The following is a 17,687-nucleotide window of genomic DNA, read 5'->3' as shown; positions in this document are numbered from 1 at the left end:
AGATATACATCTCTAACACGGCTATCGCAAGGAAAAAATTCAGTTTTAGCGTATTTCTGACGGAACGATTTTTCTGTCTTCCGCTAAGTCATTGATGCTTTTACGTACACATCAAAACGGTTCTTTTTGGTCTCAATCGCCATACTCGGTTTTTGCTCATCCAACCAAGCAGCATAATCGGGTCTTTTCACCACAACACGCTTCGCGGCAAGCTTCAAAGCAGGCTGTAATAACCCATCCGCATCGAGGTCAGCACCAACAAGAGATTGGAACACGCGCATCTCTTTTTTCACCAGAGCCGACTTTTTCTTGTTCTCTGGATGTGGATACATAGGGTCAAGATAAACAACATCCGGCTGAGCGAATTCAGGATCGGCGCTCAGTTTATCGAGCGCATCATGGCTTGAGGCATGAATCAGACTCATACGTTCACTCACCCAAGTACCGATATCCGCATCTTGCTTAGCTCGTTGCAGGCCGTCATCCAGCAGAGCAGCAACCACAGGGTGACGCTCGACCATCTGCACTTTACAACCCAATGATGCCAATACAAATGCATCACGCCCTAGGCCAGCCGTACCATCAAGAATGGTTGGCGTCGCACCTTTGTTCAGACCGGCAGCTTTGGCAATAGCTTGGCCTTTACCTCCACCAAACTTACGTCGATGACCTACCGCGCCACCCACTAAGTCGACAAAGATAGCACCGAGTTTTGGTTCATCGACTTTGCGTAATTCGAGTCTTTCGCTGGTGAGCACCAAGGCAAATACACTGTTCTCGTCATGAGAAAGGTGCCAGCGTGCTGCTAGCTCATTGAGGCGTTCGATTTGGCTTGCGTCTTCGCAAATCAGTTGTAGTTGCAAGGTTGTCTCCAGAGGACTCGATGATTCAAAACAATTGAGGCAACCAGTTTACCTGATTGCCTCACAAATACGTAATGTTGAAATGACTTAATATCTACATGCCGACACGAGGTTTATTAGACCAGACGCTCTTGTCTTAGCTCTTCCACCAGCTCAGGTAGCGGCTTCGGACGACCGATAATGTAGCCTTGTGCGTAGTTGACCCCAAGCTCGATGAGCTTATCGATGATCTGGGTGTTCTCAACAAACTCCGCCACCGTGTATTTACCCATCTGTTTAGCGAGATCGTTAATCGAGCGCACCATAACATGGTCCATTTCGTTGACATCAATATCACGCACAAACAGGCCATCAATTTTCACGATATCAACTGGTAACTTCTTCAAGTAGCCAAATGAAGACAAGCCCGAGCCAAAATCATCCAGAGCGATCATACAGCCTAGCTCTTTCAATTGTGTAAACAGCTCGATTGCCTGATTCATATTACTCATCGCCGCAGTCTCAGTGATCTCTAAGCAGATCTTGTCGCACGGAACCATTGACTGTTCTAGGCTATCAATTAAGAACTCAACAAACTCGCGATTACCCATTGAGTGGCCAGAAAGGTTAATCGAGCACATTCCTAACTCTTCGACCACACCATGGTTCTCTTCCAGCCAAGCTAGCGTTTGGCTCACGACTTGGCGATCAATCAAATGAGCGATGTTATAGCGCTCTGATGCTGGCATAAAGATCCCTGGAGAGATGTACTCACCATTATGATTCTTGATTCGCACCAGTATCTCAAAGTGCATCAATTCGCTTTGTTTATCTAAGCCAAGGATTCGTTGGGCAAACAGCTCGATACGATCATGAGCCAGTGCCTCGTGTACCAAGTTGACACACTCCATCTCTAAATGACGACGACGCAGATCTTCATCATCTTGATGGTAAAGGTTGTAGCGATTTCTTCCCTCTTCTTTGGCGGCATGACAGGCTGCATCCGCTTGAGCATGCACCATCTGCGGAGAAGCCGCCGTATGGTCAATCAAACGAATACCGATTGAGCAGGTAAGGTTGAGTTGAATGTCATCCCAAAGGAAGGCGTTGTCACCCATCATTGCGATAATGCTGCGACACACGTTAACCGCATCTCGCTCAGTACAATCTTTTAGTAATACCGCAAATTCATCTCCGCCCATGCGCGCTAGCACTGCATTGTAAGGCAGCACGTTCTCAAGCAAGCCGGCACTGAACAGAATCGCCGCATCGCCCGCTTCATGGCCTGCTGTGTCGTTGAGCACCTTCAATTGGTCTAAGTCTAGGAACAGCATAGCGTGAGTACGCATGTGGCTCTCAACCTCTTTCAAAGCCTTCTGCAGTTCTTGCTCAAAATGGTTGCGGTTGAAGGTATGAGTCAATAAGTCGTAACGTGCTTGGTACTCTAACTGCTCCGCCAGTTCATGGGTTTCGGTGATGTCTTCACCAACGATCAGCAGCTGATTTGAATCCACCAGCGGTCTAATGTTTTCACGAATCCAGATCTTACTGCCATCAGCATGGCGATATTGGATATCACGACGCCATACCCCGCGCGACTTATGCTGGGGTTGAAGGAGGATTTGACGCGGAATCATGGCATTTCGGTCGACGTAAAACTCACGCGGACGATGGCCAAGTAGTTCGCTTAACGGGTAACCCAATAGTTCTTCAGCAAATTGGTTTACCTGCTGAATGCGGTTGTTTTCATCCAACGTAATCATCATTACGGGTTGTTTGTCGTAATAGAGCTTAAGGTTCGCCTCACGTTGGAATAGCTTATTTTCAGCGAGCTTTCTAGAGGTCACATCACGCGCTTCAAACAGGAATTGCAGCTCACTGGATTCGCTATCCGGCATTGGCTTAAGTGAGATATCGAGCACCAGTACGCCTCTATCACGGCACCACACCTCGGCTTCGAAACGCAGAGAAGTGTATGACTGCGCTTCCATGAAGTACTTCTTAAGAGACTCGCTCGCTGCATCTTCCCAGTGCTGATGTTGATAGATAGGCGTGCCAACTTGATAACCTTGGTTATAGAACAGCTCATGCAGCTTACTGTTGCTCGAGAGCAAGACCCCTTCGCGATCGATGATGCCCATAAACTGTAAGCTCTGATCGAAGATAGACTCCAGCAGAATCTGACTATTGCGGCTATCACGCTCGCTCTTCTTTAGGCGATTCAGGTAGTAAACCAAGGTTACGATCACGCAGCCCATCGCTAGAAACAATAAGCCTAGAGTGCGAATCTCATCTTGGTAACGTTCAAAGAAGGGTTGAGGTTTATTGTAAAAGGTCGCCGACAGGTCGCTATATTCGCCAAGGTCCCAGCGATTAAGTTGCTGGTAATCGAGCTTAATCTCCGCTGCGCCCTCAACCACAGGTGGTAACTCCTGATCAGGGTTAGCAAGCATACGACGTAGGGTGAGCCCAGTCTCACGCCCTTGGCTCTGGCCACTCTGAACCACACCACCAATCGCACCAAAACCTAAGCCAAGATCATGCACCATATAGATTGGCATCTTGGTCAGTTTGTTCAGCTCACGCCAGTCATCGTCATTGCTGACATTACCTTTCGCATCTCGATAGTAAACCCAAAACAGTAAGCTTTTGCTCATATCAGCTTGCTGAGCGAAGTTCACCAATTCTCGATACGAACGAGGTTGATAGTGTTCAATAAAGGAGGCGTGTTGTGGATACTGTCGCAAATGTCGATCCACCTGTGCGCGAACCGCTTCCCCCGTGACCGAAAAGTCAGAAACGATGTAGATCTTGTTCGCCATCGGCTGTAAGCGCTGGATCAGGGTGATATTGCTATTGAGGTCAATGTCTTCGGTTATCCCTGTCGCATTGAGACCTTCTGTCATCGAGGATGAATAGTTGTTAATACCACCAAACACGACCGGAGTACCATTGAGTTCCGGGGCAAGCCTTTTCATTAAATTGAGGGCGTTGTTGTCACTAACTACGACCGCAGAGAACTCTTCATTGGCAAGCTTGGTACGGTAGAGCTGATAAAGTTTATCGAAGTACTCTTCGCTTTGAGCGCGCTTGCTGTCTAAGTAAACCACGCGGTAGGGAATATCATCACGATCAAGCTCTTTGGCCAGCCCTTTTTGAAAGTTATCTGTCCAGAAAAAGCCTTGGTGGTAGGAGTGAACAACCAATACATCTTTTGATTGAGCAGAAACCCAAAAGCTCCAAATCAAAAGAATAAAAAATAACGAAAATCGCACTAAGCTCACCCTAACAACATACTTGCTGCTAATATTATCACCCTTGGCTATGATGTGTACTCTAGCTATTAAACTTTCAACCAATTCACGAGGTTTGCATGCCGACTTCAACCGCTCGTCTTGATGATCTAGATCGCGCCATTCTTAAAACCTTAATGGAAGACGCTCGCACCCCTTATGCCGAAATGGCGAAGCAGTTTGATGTCAGCCCTGCGACGATTCACGTGCGCATTGAGAAGATGAAATCGGCAGAAGTCATTGAAGGTACAGAGGTAGTGGTGAACACCAAGAAGCTTGGCTACGACGTATGCTGCTTTATCGGTATCAACCTCAATGCTGCGAAAGACTACCACTCTGCGATTGCTAAATTAAACGCGCTCGATGAGGTGGTCGAGGCCTACTACACCACAGGCGCTTACAACATCTTTGTAAAGCTGATGTGTAAGTCCATTGAAGAGCTGCAATACGTGTTGATTGATAAGCTACAGGCGATTGATGAGGTGCAATCAACCGAGACGCTGATCTCGCTGCAAAACCCAATCAATCGCAATGTGAACCCATAATAGGTTAGTGTATAGACACAAAAAGAGCCTCACAAAGAGGCTCTTTTTACATTCTGACCAGCAGCACAATATTAAGCGCTGATACCTGCGTGACGCAGCATCGCATCAATTTGTGGCTCACGACCACGGAAGCGCTTAAATAGCTCCATAGGTTCTTCACTGCCACCCATCTCAAGGATGTTGTTTAGGAAGCGTTTACCCGTTTCAGTATTGAAGATGCCTTCCTCTTCAAATGCTGAGAATGCATCTGATGACAATACTTCAGCCCAAAGATAGCTGTAGTAACCCGCACTGTAACCACCGGCAAAGATATGGCTAAAGCTGTGAGAGAAACGGTTCCACTCTAGGCTTGGCAGTACCGCAACCTTAGACTTCACATCCGCCAGTGTTTCAAGCACACGTGCGCCCACTTCTGGGTCATACGTCGTGTGAAGCGTAAAGTCGAATAGACCGAACTCGAGTTGACGCAGAATGAACATCGCAGATTGGAAGTTCTTCGCCGCTAGCATCTTCTCTAGCATCTCTTTTGGTAGCGCTTCACCGGTCTCGTAGTGACCTGAGATAAAAGCCAGTGCCTCTTCTTCCCAGCACCAGTTTTCTAAGAACTGACTTGGCAGCTCAACCGCATCCCAAGGCACACCGTTGATACCCGCAACCGCACCAGCCTCAACTTGAGTCAACATGTGGTGAATACCGTGGCCAAATTCGTGGAACAGAGTCACTACTTCATCGTGAGTGAACAGTGCTGGCTTATCGCCAACTGGCTTGTTGAAGTTACACGTTAGGTAAGCCACCGGGGTTTGCAGCTCACCTGATGCAGTAATACGACGACCGCGGCAGTCATCCATCCACGCACCGCCGCGTTTGTGCTCACGTGCGTACAAGTCTAGGTAGAAGCTGCCACGCAGTGTTTCATTCGCATCAAAGATGTCAAAGAAGCGCACCGACTCATGCCAAGTATCTACGCCTTCACGCTCTTTTACTGTCATACCAAACACACGGCTTAGTACTTCAAATAGACCAGAGACAGCTTTTGACTCTGGGAAGTAAGGGCGCAGCTCTTCATCCGAGATCTCAAATAGGTGCTGCTTCTGTTTTTCGCTGTAGTAAGCGATGTCCCAAAGCTCCAGCTCAGACACACCAAACTCTTTTTCCGCGAACTGGCGTAGCTCTTCCACTTCACGCTCACCTTGAGGTTTTGCTTTCACCGCTAGGTCGTTCAAAAAGCCCAGTACCTGATCAGGCGTCTCTGCCATCTTGGTTGCTAGAGATTTCTCGCTGTAGGTACCAAAACCAAGCATGCGTGCGATTTCGTGACGCAGTTTCAGTTGCTCGGTGATGATCTCGCTGTTATCCCATGTACCTGCATTTGGACCACGGTCTGATGCGCGAGTCACATACGCTTCATACAGCTCTTGGCGCAGCGCTTGGTTATCACAGTAGGTCATCACGGGTAGGTAAGATGGAATATCTAGTGTAAGAAGGTAGCCTTCTTGTTCTTTCGCTTCGGCGGCGGCTTTCGCTGCAGCTAATGCAGATTCCGGCATGCCAGCAAGCTCTGCAACGTCAGTGATCTGCTTGCTCCAACCCATGGTCGCATCAAGTACATTGTTTGAGAACTGCGAGCCCAGCTCAGACATGCGCTTGCTGATCTCACCGTAACGATGCTGCTCATCAGCTGGTAGGCCAATGCCCGACAGTTCGAAATCGCGCAGCGCATCGGTAATGGTTTTCTTCTGTGCTTGGCTCAGTGATGCAAATTCGTCACTCGCCTTGATCGCTTTATATGCCTCAAACAAGCCTTTGTGTTGACCAACCCAAGTACCGTACTCAGAAAGCAGCGGTAAGCAGCTCTCGTAAGCTTCACGCAGTTCATCGCTGTTTACGACTGAGTTCATATGGCTCACTGGTGACCAAATGCGGCTAAGGCGGTCATCCACCTCTTCAATTGGAGCCACTAGGTTATCCCAGCTTGGTGAGGTATTACCTTCAAGTACTTGTTCTATCTTATTGCGACACTCTGCAATCACTTGCTCTACCGCTGGCTTAACGTGCGCAGGGGTGATCTGTGAAAACGGTGGTAGGTCCGTGAAGGTTAATAGCGGGTTAGACATATAAACATTCCTTTGGCTTGGAGACTTGCGTCTTATTGTATTCAGGTCGTCTTACAGTTTTGAGTTCAATCGACTCATAATTACATGCGAATAGTTATTAAATAGTGTCCATAAGCGCAAATTTCAATAGTAGAACCAATAACTAACCGTTCACCCTCGCGACGACACACGCATTTTGGGGAGAATTTATTGGCTAGTGCGGTATATAATGGAGACAGAATACCCACCGACACCAACCACACTCTATAGCGAGAGTGTTACGAGAGTTTAATTTGTTAAGTTATCGCCACAGCTTCCACGCGGGTAACCATGCCGATGTGGTTAAGCATATTGTACAAAGCCTTATTCTTAATTCACTGAAGCAGAAGGACAAACCTTTTGTCTATCACGATACCCACTCTGGTGTTGGTCGCTACGACTTAACTCATGAATGGTCAGAAAAGACCGGCGAGTACAAACAAGGTATCGCAAGAGTTTGGGATCAAAAGCAGATTCCAGAAGAGATTCAAAGCTACCTAGACGCTATCGCAACCCTCAACAACGGTGAAAAGCTGCGTTACTACCCAGGTTCACCGCGTGTTGCACGTGCTCACCTACGTCAACAAGATCGTATGGTACTGACTGAGCTTCACCCAGCCGATCACCCACTGCTTGAACAAGAGTTCCACCGCGATCGCCAAGTCTCTATCTACAAAGAAGATGGCTTCAAACGCCTTAAAGGCAGCCTGCCACCAAAAGAGCGTCGTGGTCTGGTTCTGATCGATCCACCTTATGAGCTAGCGAAAGAGTATCGTGACGTCGTAAACGCCATCTTCCAAAGCCATAAGCGCTGGGCTACGGGCATTTACGCGATTTGGTACCCAGTGGTTAACCGCTGTGATATCGAAGACATGATCGAAGGGCTAGAAGGTCTTGGCATTCGCAAGATTCTGCAAATTGAACTCGGCGTATCCCCAGACACCAATGAACGCGGTATGACAGCTTCGGGCATGATCGTGATTAACCCGCCTTGGAAACTGGAAAGCCAGATGAAAGAGATTCTGCCGTTCCTAAAAGACGCGATTGCGCCAGCAACTGGCCATTGGAAAGTCGACTGGATTGTTCCTGAATAAATCATCTTGAATTTATTCAAATAGAATCAAAAACATAAAAGTGCAGCGAACCTCTCGCTGCACTTTTTCTTTATTAAAAGATAACTTTTTTCACCTCAACTTCGTCTTTTCTTACCGACCTTCGTCTTAAGGGTGTAGGTAACCTCAGAACAGGATAATTTAAGCCATTCAGCACAGCTACTTGAGCGCCTAACGTCGTTAAAATCAACGCAATAGACAAGCTATTGACTTGTGATTTTGCCTCGTTTTGCATCTCAATTAGCAGTACTGACTTCCTTGGATTTCTAACTATCTGAAAGTTAGGGAATTAGAGACTTTCTTATCCCGTTCTGAGGTTAAATAAACTAATTCTTAGAGTGAGAAAGACCCCATGATTAAAGTTATCAGCTTCAAAATTTGCCCATTTGTTCAACGTGTTACTGCAGCGCTAGAAGCAAAACAGATCCCCTACGAGATTGAATACATCAGCTTGAAAGACAAACCACAATGGTTCCTAGATATCTCGCCAAACGGCCAAGTACCAGTGATGGTGACTGAGTCTGGCACAGCGTTATTCGAGTCGGATGCGATCATCGAGTACATTGAAGATGAGTTTGGCCCACTAGAGCAAGGCGTGACTAACGAACAACGCGCATTAGACCGTGCATGGAGCTACCTAGGTTCTAAACACTACTTGGCACAGTGCGGCACCATGAGCAGCAAAAACCAAGTAACGTTTGAAGAGCGTGCAGAGAAGCTGATTAAAGCGTTCCACAAAGCCGAGAATCAATTATCCGGTAACACCAAGTTCTTCAAATCAGATGAGATGAGCAATGTTGATATGGCGTGGCTACCTCTGCTACACCGTGCAGCGATCGTGAAGGCACACTCTGGCTACGACTTCTTCTGTGGCTTACCGAAGATGCAGGCGTGGCAGAAGAACGTTCTAGAGTCGGGTTTAGTCGAAAAAACCGTTTCAGAAGATTTCATTAAGCTGTTTAGCGACTTCTACCTAACCAACACCTATCTCGCTGATGGCAAGGACGTGCAAGCTCAGACCGGATGTGGTTCAAGCAACTGCTGTGGCTAAACTTCTCATCCGTTTCAACAAAGCGGAGTGATGTCTTATTCCGCTTTGTTGCTGTCTCATCGCTATTTGTCATAAGCAATGTCACTTTTTCCCATTTAGTAAATTGCTAGACTCGATTTATGATAGCAGCATAGGATAGGTAACAATTCATGTTGATAGCGTTGAGTTCACTCAGACGCACCCCAATGTAATTGTTATCAACAAAATTAATAAGCTCTTGGAGAAAGTAATGGCGACTCATTTTGATTATATCTGTATCGGCGGTGGTTCTGGCGGTATCGCATCAGCAAACCGTGCAGCGATGTACGGCGCAAAGGTTGCACTTATCGAAGCACAAGACCTAGGCGGCACATGTGTAAACGTTGGCTGTGTTCCTAAAAAGGTGATGTGGCACGGTGCTCAAGTTGCAGAAGCGATGAACCTATACGCAGAAGACTACGGCTTCGATGTAGATGTAAAAGGCTTCGACTGGAGCAAACTGATTGAGAGCCGCCAAGCTTATATTGGTCGTATCCACCAATCTTACGATCGTGTTCTAGGCAACAACAAAGTTAACGTGATTAGAGGCTTTGCTAAGTTTGTTGACGAGAAAACGGTTGAAGTAAACGGTGAACACTACACAGCAGATCACATCCTGATCGCAGTGGGTGGTCGTCCTACGATTCCAAACATTCCAGGCGCTGAATACGGTATTGATTCAAATGGCTTCTTCGAGCTTGCTGAGCAACCAAAACGTGTTGCGGTTATCGGCGCTGGTTACATCGCAGTTGAGATTGCGGGCGTTCTACACGCACTAGGCACAGAAACACACCTATTCTGCCGTAAAGAGTCTCCATTACGTAGCTTTGACCCAATGATCATCGAAACGCTAGTAGAGGTGATGGACGCAGAAGGTCCAACGCTACACACTCACTCTGTACCAAAAGAAGTGATTAAAGAAGCAGATGGCAGCCTAACTCTGCACCTAGAAAATGGTGAAAGCCAAAATGTTGATACCCTAATCTGGGCTATCGGTCGTCACCCAGCGACAGATGCAATTAACCTAGCATCAACGGGCGTTGAAACGAACGATCGCGGCTACATCAAGGTAGACGAGTACCAAACAACTAACGTTCCTGGTATCTACTGTGTAGGTGACATCATGGAAGGTGGTATCGAGTTAACGCCTGTTGCAGTTAAAGCCGGTCGTCAGCTTTCTGAGCGCCTATTCAACGGTAAAACCAACGCGAAGATGGACTACGATCTTGTTCCTACTGTTGTATTCAGCCACCCACCAATCGGCACCATTGGTCTAACGACTCAAGAAGCTGAAGAGAAGTACGGCAAAGACAACATCAAGGTTTACACGTCTGGCTTCACTGCAATGTACACAGCAGTAACCAAACACCGTCAACCTTGTAAGATGAAGCTAGTATGTGCAGGTGAAGAAGAAACTGTAGTTGGTCTACACGGCATCGGCTTCACTGTAGATGAGATGATTCAAGGCTTCGGCGTAGCAATGAAGATGGGCGCAACCAAAGCAGATTTCGACTCAGTTGTTGCTATCCACCCTACAGGTTCTGAGGAGTTCGTAACGATGCGTTAATCGCAGTTACGACCATTCTAGACTTCGAAAAGCAGGCTTTGTCCTGCTTTTTTTGTGTCTCTTCTAAACCTTGCCCAGCACTTCAACGTAACAGACAAAGATTTCCTCTTAACGAAACATCGGAGTGTGTTATGAACTTACTGATTGAATCTTTTGAAGGCGGTATCTACCTTGCTTATCAAGTCACAGACCATAACCGAAGACTGGTGATGGACAGCGACCAGCACCCGAAAAAGTTTATGAGCCTCAACCAAGTGCGCGACCACTTTCATGACCACTCAATCACCTCTGCGACGCTGGTTCACAACAGTGCTTATGATGAGATGTGTGGTGAACAATGCGGCAGCGACACTCCTCTCAGTGTCGACCTAAGATGGTAAGCACCACCACATTCCAAATGTATTTCAAACTGAAAAGAGGACTTAAAATTAAGTCCTCTTTTTTCGACTGGCATAGTAATTAGCGTGTCATTCGTCAGTTTCTGCGCTTAATGTTGCCCTCACGAACAATGAAATCAAACAGCGGCGCAAACAGATTAGCAAACAGTATTGCGAGCATAATGCCTTCTGGATAGGCCGGATTGAGCACTCGAATTCCTATCGTCATTACGCCGATCAGAATACCGTAAGCCCACTTGCCTTTATTGGTGAAGGCTGCAGACACCGGGTCGGTTGCCATAAAGAAGGTACCAAAGGCCACACCACCAAGTACAAAGTGCCAATAGAAAGGCATTGAGAACATGGCATTGGTTTCTGAGCCGATCAGATTTAACAAACTAGAAGTCGCCACAAGACCAACAATCACCCCTGCGACAATCCGCCATGAAGCTATCTTCATCACGATGAGTGCCAAACCGCTGAGCATAATGAGCAACGATGATACTTCCCCCATCGAACCAGGGATATTACCGATAAAAGCATCCATCCAAGAGATTGATTCTCCGGTCATGTTGTTCATCAATGCACTGTTACCACCTTCGTACCACTGACTCAATGGTGTCGCACCTGAATAGCCGTCTGCCGCAACCCATACTAGGCCGCCAGACATATTGGCTGGATAAGCAAAATATAGGAACGCGCGCCCCGCAAGAGCAGGGTTAAGGAAGTTACGACCTGTACCACCAAAGATCTCTTTGGCAACAACAATACCGAAGGTGATACCTAACGCAGCTTGCCAAAGTGGAATCGTTGGCGGCAGTATCAGAGCGAACAGCACCGAGCTAACGAAAAAGCCCTCGTTCACCTCATGCTTGCGCACAATGGCAAACAGCACTTCCCAAAATCCCCCGACGACAAACACGGTGGCATAGACAGGTAAAAAATAGAGTGCACCGAGCCACATCTGACTCAACCATCCGCTCGATGTAAGCGCCTCTACGCTCCCGAAGGCCCAAGCTAAACGCCAATTTCCTTCGATAACAGCCAACAGCTCGGCACCAGTATAGGTCGCATTCAACCCCATAACGGCTTGATGACCAACGTTATACATACCCCAAAACATTGCAGGGAAGGTAGCTAGCCACACCATGATCATAATGCGCTTGAGATCGATACTGTCTCGGACGTGGGTCAGCCCTTTATTCACATGGCCGGGTGTATAGAATATGGTCGCTGCCGCTTCATATAATGGGTACCATTTTTCGTACTTACCACCCGCTTCGAATTGAGGGGAGACCCCCTCTATCCACTTCTTCAATTTCATATCTTTGTAACCTCATTTTCTTGAGTCACTAGCAATACGAAACAAACCGTGTTTGAGAGCAATTTAGATAAACCCTACCAATAACTAAACCCACACACATTTACCCAACTTCAGCTTTTAGATAGAAAAAGCAGGGTTAAAATTTTGGGGAGAAGATCACATGTTGAAATTTTCATCCTTATTCTTAAAAATGCGACTCATTAGCTCATTTTTTCATATGTAATTGATAAAAATGTCGAAAAAACATCGAAAACTCTTATAGAATGCTCGCATAATAAAGATATAAAAAAGATCAGTTGTGCAAAAACAAAGCAGTGGCTCCACTGAGGTTTTCTATCACCTCATGGATCTGTCAGATAAAGAAAAAAGTCTTTACTTAGAGCGATTAAAGGCTGAACAACCCGGTTTATACCAACAAGTTCTTCCACTTATTAACGAAGAACCTTCAGAGCAGATCACATCGCTGTTCGGCTTCCACGCACAGCAAGCAACCGAAACAGAGCTCAACCTCACCAACACCTTAGTAGACAAGTACCAGATCTCTCATGAACTGGGTCGCGGTGGTATGGGAATTGTTTATGCTGCGAGCCGAGCAGACAGAACCTTCGAGCAAGACCTTGCGGTCAAATTCATTCAACCCGCACTCTCACATATCCTAGGTGAACACGCTCTGTTTCAAGAGGCGCAACTGCTGGCTCACCTCAATCACCCTTGTATCGCCAAAGTGTTCGATGGTGGGGTCTATGAGGAGTCAGTCTACATCGTCATGGAGCGTGTAGAGGGAGAGACACTTTCACTGCACTTGCAGAACCGTTCTTTGAATGAAAAACAAAAGCTCAATCTATTTAAAGAGATCTGCTCTGCTATCGAACATGCACACCAAAAGCAGGTTTTACACGCCGATCTCAAACCAGAAAACATCCTAATTGATCAACTAGGCTCACCTAAGATTCTGGATTTCAACCTGACTCAAAAGGTTAAACAGCCCGTTCCAGACAAAAACACCGACGTATCTCTGCTCACAGCCTATAGCAAGGCTTACGCAAGTCCAGAACAAGCAGCCGGGCAATTTCTGACTCAGCAAAGTGACATCTATTCTCTGGGTAAAATCCTGGCATTGATCTTTGACTCATCTTCCAACTTAGATATCGACCTTATTGTTGAAAAGGCGACGCACCATGAACCTTATCGGCGCTATGCCAGCGTGAGTGAGTTGCGCCAAGATATTGTACGCATGTTGGAGTACCGACCTATTTCACTCCGAGAGAAACACCCACTCCATGCTCTATCTAAGCTACTGAAGCGTCGCCCAGTACAGAGTGCCCTGACTATTCTGTTATTGATTTCAGGCGCTACCTTCTCGACTGCAATCTTCAACAAGAACCTTCAACTGCAAAAAGAGAAGCAAGTTGCCGAGGAAATGATGTACGAGGTAACAAGCCTGCTGTTTCATGCTAAGGGCAGTGATGCCGCCAAAATGTCAGTAGGTACCATGCTTGAACTCACAAGGCGTCGAATATTATCGAACCCAGATTTACCCAAAGACGTTAAGCAAAAAATGCTATTGGCAATGCTAACGCCTGCACCAGAAAAATCCGTGACTCATAAAAACAAAGCAAATTCATCTAGTAACTGATTATGAAAAAAGCTCTCCTAACCTGTTTTGCAACATGCGTTGTCAGCCTGACTGCGCACGCAGAGGATAACCCACCTCTGACTGGGTACTTTATCGATTCGCCCGTTTCGGGCCTCTACTACGAGACCAGCTCAAACCTCTCTGGCACCACAGATAAAGGGGCATTCCAATACAACTCAGGTGATATCGTGAGCTTTTTCATTGGCACCGATAACTCGGGTTACCTGCTGACTACCCTATCAGGTCAAGAAGTCATTACGCCGACTTTGTCATCGACTCGTCCAAGCCGCAGCATCAATATGACGCGCTTACTGCTGTCACTCGATGACACGCCGGAGCACCGTGATGAGATCATCTTAGCTAGTAAAGTGCTGTCTGACGTGGAGTTCCAAAAAAAGCTTAAGAACCTAGATTTAAGCTATCTCGATGCTCAAGACCTCGGGATCGATTTGGTTTCCGTTAAAGAGGCAGCCGAGCACCTCAATCAAAGCCAGGAATACATCAAGAGCAACTTTGCGTCTGATGAGATCATCTTCTCACCTAAAGATAAGGTGCTGCATAACGTCATCATCGCCAAGAAAGACTATGCCGGAAGAGCTTGTTTCTACGATCTCGCTCACCACGCGAACCCTAAATATAAAGGCCCAATTGGCGAGCTGAGCTATCAAATTACAGACAGTGAGTTGATCCAATTCCCAGGAACGGGTGATTACTTTAATGGCTGTAATCTACGCCCATACAACACCCCTCAAGAAATCATCAGAGAGCCACTCTCCGTAGGTGATGGCTGGACCGGCTTTACCAGTTGTGCGCAAACGGGCTGCACGCGCCACGACCTCAGTGGTTTCTCTATTGAAGACTACAACGATGAAGGGGACTGGAAATATCGTACTGTCGCTTTGGACTTCGATACAGAGACCGAACTCTTGATGGAGAAAACCCAAGGCTTAGGTCAGAAGGAACACATTCGCCATGCCAATAAGGGCGAGATGATCTGGTTCACCTACACCAATAAGCGTGGCAATAAGATTCCTTACGAGGGTATCTGGCAACATACTCAATATCAGCACGCTGATATCCTCACAGAATGTCTACTGGTTAAGGATCAACGTATTCTTTTAGGTCCAATCGAAGGTGAAAGCTGTCCAGCAAACCACCAGCAATACACAAAAGACGTGACTGAGAAATTCGGTGACATGTGGTGGTTGAGCAACCCAGAACCGACCGCATCTCTCGCTCAAATGAATGTTGGCGTTCGCTGGTACGATTCCGTCCCTCAGCAACATTTCACTGCTTGGGAATATCTACCTGCAGGTGAAAACTGGGACCAAGGCATTCTCTACAGGTTCAAACAAAAAATTTCGCTAAACCCAGATAAATCTCATAATATCAGCACCCTATCTGTCTCTGAGTTTTCTAAAGTGAGGTCTAACAGCTAATGGCAACTGCAACTCCAGATATCACACAGATCATCCACCAATGGCAATCCGGTAACAAAAGCGCCGAAGCAGACTTGTACCAATTCGCCTACTTACAGCTTCGTCAGATCGCTCAACAAGAGCGTACTCGAAGCGCACAGAAATACGGCACCGATAACCAAGTGCTGAGCGACAGTATGAATAGCACCACTGCGTTAATTCACGATGCCTATCTGAAAATATCGTCTTCAGACCTGCAATCGATCGAGAACAAAAAAGATTTCTTTTTGATGGCGGCTAAGGTGATGCGCCAAATCCTAATCGATAACGCTCGCCACCTTCAGGCGCAAAAGCGTCAACAAATGACCATGATTAGCGACAATGATGGAGATAAGTTTGAGCAGTTCATGATGATGGACAAAGCCATTGACAGTTTCAGCATCCACTACCCCCGCCAATCTCAGGCACTAAAGCTCAAGTACCTAATGGGCATGCGAAATCGTGAGATCAGCGAACTGTTAGAGTGCAGTGCAAGCTTGATTGAAAAAGATCTCAAGTTCTCTCGTTGTTGGTTGCAAAGCAAACTGGTTTAACATGAAAAAGCGCCTCTGTTTCTTGGTTGTCTCTGGCTGCGGAGCATTAGTTCTGCTGCCACCTTGGCTTGCTTCTGAAGAAGTGAATGCTTCCCTTTTAATCAGTGATAACTCGTTACTTTCAGTAGAGCAAACTGTTGCTGATGCAGGACAGACCGTTGTGAATGCTGAACCTACGCAAAAGTTCACCTCATCAACGACACTGATAAAAAGCAAAGCTGAGCAATCTCTGTCAAAGGTGTCGTTCCCAGCGACTGCTTTCGAAAGCCAAACGGATCGATTTGAGGACCCAGCTAAGAAGTTTTACAGTGATACCGAAACCTTGGTTGTCGCTGACGACAAAGACCGCGCCGATCGCAACCAGAAACCGCAAGTAAACCCAGCAGTACAGCAAAGTATTCAACACGAAATCAATCAATGGTCCTTTACCGAAAACTCTCCGATTAACTACTCGATTGATGTGACAGGCTTATTTGAAGACCCTGATGATGACTTACTGACGACACAGATTGCCGTTAATCATCCGAAGTTTTCTGTTTCAAACCTCGGCGGGCGGACAAGCGTCCAAGGCACCCCAAAAGTTGGAGAAGCACCTACTCAGCTGATTGCTCGCGCTAAAGATGATTATCATGGCTCAGAAGAGGAAGCTTGGGTTACCACCCATTTCTCCCTTCCATCCATGTATTCAGGTTTAGAGGACGATGGCTTGCACCCTTTGATTGGCGAAACTTGGTATCGACTAGAGACTAACCATCAATTTGCTGGCAAGACGTACAACTATGAAAAGGTTTATTGCGAGGCGTTTAAGTTTATCAATGACGAAGTGTTTTTTGCGTCTTCAAGTAACCTAACCACCTGCCCGAGTGAACACGAACTGCGTAAAGTTGGGGGGTACCATGTCGATGGCAATACCTTGGTTGTCTCTAGCAATCAGTCGATTTTTGACACCGACATGCGCTGGAAAATTTTAGAGACCTACCCAAGTCACCCCACCTTCACGACCGCTCATGTGACACAAGTTAAAATTGGCAATGAGTATGAAACCTATACGGTGGCGTCGAAAGCGCAAATAGAGCAGCGCATAAACACCGTGACAGGCTTAGAAGCGCTACAACTGACACCGCTGAACTACATGTATCTTGCCAACGATGGCCGCTATTATCTTGGCTGGTATGGCATGCATATTGGCAATTACCAACTACATAACCCTGATTGGCCAGATCGAATGGACGGCGACCTCAATGTTCAATCCTACAACACAACGGTTGTTTGCGAAGATTTACTCGACAAATTTGATCACTACTCAGTTGGCGGGCAAGGGGTATACGGCGACATCATTGGTCAAACCATCGGCGAAAACTTCGAACCTATCGAGTGTGGAGAGCAACCCCTGGGCCATCTTCAGTACTCTTATTTTGATGTTGATTTCTTAGAGTTCGATGAGTTCAAACATGGCGAAGTATTTAGCATCATACTCCGCCCCAAGAAGGAGTGGCGTCATAAGGTTGAGGAGATGAAACTCAACGTTCGATACCTAGATCCTGACGCTTAAAAACTCCACAACGCCTGCAAGCCGATACTAAAAGTATAAGTGTCGGCTTCAGGTAATGTGGCGTACATCCATACACTATTTCATCTTCTCCTAATTGACTCCCTTCTAGAGCTGTTCCACATACGACGTTTCAGACGTCAATTTTTCAAATAAAAATCAAATAAATTTTACGGTTTTTTTCTGCTTTTACGTGTGTTGAAAAAGCGATCAATCCCAAGTAAAACATT

Annotated in this window: 12 protein-coding genes and 1 pseudogene; 9 read left to right on the top strand and 4 right to left on the bottom strand. The window is 46.6% G+C overall.

Going from position 1 to position 17,687, the window contains the following annotated elements:
• Window positions 1-83 precede the first annotated feature (83 nt).
• Together L1D60_RS17115 and L1D60_RS17110 are read right to left on the bottom strand one after the other, a co-directional pair.
• Window positions 84-863 carry a class I SAM-dependent methyltransferase gene (locus tag L1D60_RS17115; RefSeq protein ID WP_239842176.1) on the bottom strand — a complete coding sequence of 260 codons (780 nt, stop codon included), beginning with the start codon at window positions 861-863 and terminating at the stop codon, window positions 84-86.
• 116 nt (window positions 864-979) lie between these two features.
• On the bottom strand, window positions 980-4,117 hold the full coding sequence (locus L1D60_RS17110; protein WP_345772876.1) for an EAL domain-containing protein: 3,138 nt from the start codon (window positions 4,115-4,117) through the stop codon (window positions 980-982).
• Window positions 4,118-4,215: 98 nt separating this feature from the next.
• Between L1D60_RS17110 and asnC the strand changes: the two genes are divergently transcribed.
• Window positions 4,216-4,680: a transcriptional regulator AsnC gene (gene asnC, locus L1D60_RS17105; RefSeq protein ID WP_032551043.1), complete on the top strand. Its 465-nt coding sequence runs from the start codon at window positions 4,216-4,218 to the stop codon at window positions 4,678-4,680.
• Window positions 4,681-4,751: 71 nt separating this feature from the next.
• Here the strand turns inward: asnC and prlC are convergent, their stop codons facing one another.
• Window positions 4,752-6,794 (bottom strand): oligopeptidase A, encoded by a 2,043-nt coding sequence (gene prlC / locus L1D60_RS17100; protein ID WP_239842175.1) that lies wholly within the window; start codon window positions 6,792-6,794, stop codon window positions 4,752-4,754.
• Window positions 6,795-7,066: 272 nt separating this feature from the next.
• On the opposite strand from prlC, the gene L1D60_RS17095 reads away from it, so the two are divergent.
• The 4 genes and pseudogenes from L1D60_RS17095 to L1D60_RS17080 form a co-directional block, all read left to right on the top strand.
• Window positions 7,067-7,906 (top strand): 23S rRNA (adenine(2030)-N(6))-methyltransferase RlmJ, encoded by an 840-nt coding sequence (locus tag L1D60_RS17095; protein ID WP_239842174.1) that lies wholly within the window; start codon window positions 7,067-7,069, stop codon window positions 7,904-7,906.
• A gap of 370 nt (window positions 7,907-8,276) precedes the next feature.
• Window positions 8,277-8,975 (top strand): glutathione S-transferase family protein, encoded by a 699-nt coding sequence (locus L1D60_RS17090; RefSeq protein ID WP_239842173.1) that lies wholly within the window; start codon window positions 8,277-8,279, stop codon window positions 8,973-8,975.
• Window positions 8,976-9,204: 229 nt separating this feature from the next.
• Window positions 9,205-10,560 carry a glutathione-disulfide reductase gene (gorA, locus tag L1D60_RS17085; RefSeq protein ID WP_239842172.1) on the top strand — a complete coding sequence of 452 codons (1,356 nt, stop codon included), beginning with the start codon at window positions 9,205-9,207 and terminating at the stop codon, window positions 10,558-10,560.
• Window positions 10,561-10,682: 122 nt separating this feature from the next.
• Window positions 10,683-10,940: pseudogene (locus L1D60_RS17080) on the top strand (DUF6482 family protein); the annotation flags it as partial.
• Window positions 10,941-11,034: 94 nt separating this feature from the next.
• Here L1D60_RS17080 and L1D60_RS17075 read toward each other — a convergent pair.
• Complete coding sequence (locus tag L1D60_RS17075; protein ID WP_239842170.1) at window positions 11,035-12,261, bottom strand: NADH:ubiquinone reductase (Na(+)-transporting) subunit B; 1,227 nt, start codon at window positions 12,259-12,261, stop codon at window positions 11,035-11,037.
• 343 nt (window positions 12,262-12,604) lie between these two features.
• Here L1D60_RS17075 and L1D60_RS17070 point away from each other — a divergent pair, with 343 nt between their 5' ends.
• From L1D60_RS17070 to L1D60_RS17055, 4 genes are read left to right on the top strand one after another with little or no spacing between them, the layout of a single operon-like run.
• On the top strand, window positions 12,605-13,897 hold the full coding sequence (locus tag L1D60_RS17070; RefSeq protein ID WP_239842309.1) for a serine/threonine-protein kinase: 1,293 nt from the start codon (window positions 12,605-12,607) through the stop codon (window positions 13,895-13,897).
• A 2-nt stretch (window positions 13,898-13,899) separates the two neighbouring features.
• The gene (locus L1D60_RS17065; protein WP_239842169.1) at window positions 13,900-15,336 is read left to right on the top strand and encodes a chromosome partitioning protein ParA; all 1,437 of its coding nucleotides are present in this window, start codon (window positions 13,900-13,902) and stop codon (window positions 15,334-15,336) included.
• Window positions 15,336-15,908, top strand: coding sequence for an ECF-type sigma factor (locus L1D60_RS17060; RefSeq protein ID WP_239842168.1), 573 nt, complete (start codon window positions 15,336-15,338; stop codon window positions 15,906-15,908). Before L1D60_RS17065 ends, L1D60_RS17060 begins: the two co-directional genes overlap by 1 nt.
• Window position 15,909: 1 nt before the next feature.
• The gene (locus L1D60_RS17055) at window positions 15,910-17,460 is read left to right on the top strand and encodes a hypothetical protein (protein ID WP_239842167.1); all 1,551 of its coding nucleotides are present in this window, start codon (window positions 15,910-15,912) and stop codon (window positions 17,458-17,460) included.
• Window positions 17,461-17,687: the final 227 nt, after the last annotated feature.

Origin of the sequence: Vibrio sp. Isolate30 (assembly GCF_022397975.1) — a bacterium.
In the GTDB taxonomy this organism is placed as follows: domain Bacteria; phylum Pseudomonadota; class Gammaproteobacteria; order Enterobacterales; family Vibrionaceae; genus Vibrio; species Vibrio fortis.
This window is presented reverse-complemented; position numbering and strand designations above follow the sequence as displayed.

Bases quoted from the DNA above. Each gene is read 5' to 3' on its own strand.
- L1D60_RS17075 (WP_239842170.1), bottom strand. From the start codon at position 12,261: ATGAAATTGAAGAAGTGGATAGAGGGGGTCTCCCCTCAATTCGAAGCG.
- prlC (WP_239842175.1), bottom strand. From the start codon at position 6,794: ATGTCTAACCCGCTATTAACCTTCACGGACCTACCACCGTTTTCACAG.
- gorA (WP_239842172.1), top strand. From the start codon at position 9,205: ATGGCGACTCATTTTGATTATATCTGTATCGGCGGTGGTTCTGGCGGT.
- L1D60_RS17065 (WP_239842169.1), top strand. From the start codon at position 13,900: ATGAAAAAAGCTCTCCTAACCTGTTTTGCAACATGCGTTGTCAGCCTG.
- L1D60_RS17070 (WP_239842309.1), top strand. From the start codon at position 12,605: ATGGATCTGTCAGATAAAGAAAAAAGTCTTTACTTAGAGCGATTAAAG.
- asnC (WP_032551043.1), top strand. From the start codon at position 4,216: ATGCCGACTTCAACCGCTCGTCTTGATGATCTAGATCGCGCCATTCTT.
- L1D60_RS17060 (WP_239842168.1), top strand. From the start codon at position 15,336: ATGGCAACTGCAACTCCAGATATCACACAGATCATCCACCAATGGCAA.
- L1D60_RS17090 (WP_239842173.1), top strand. From the start codon at position 8,277: ATGATTAAAGTTATCAGCTTCAAAATTTGCCCATTTGTTCAACGTGTT.
- L1D60_RS17055 (WP_239842167.1), top strand. From the start codon at position 15,910: ATGAAAAAGCGCCTCTGTTTCTTGGTTGTCTCTGGCTGCGGAGCATTA.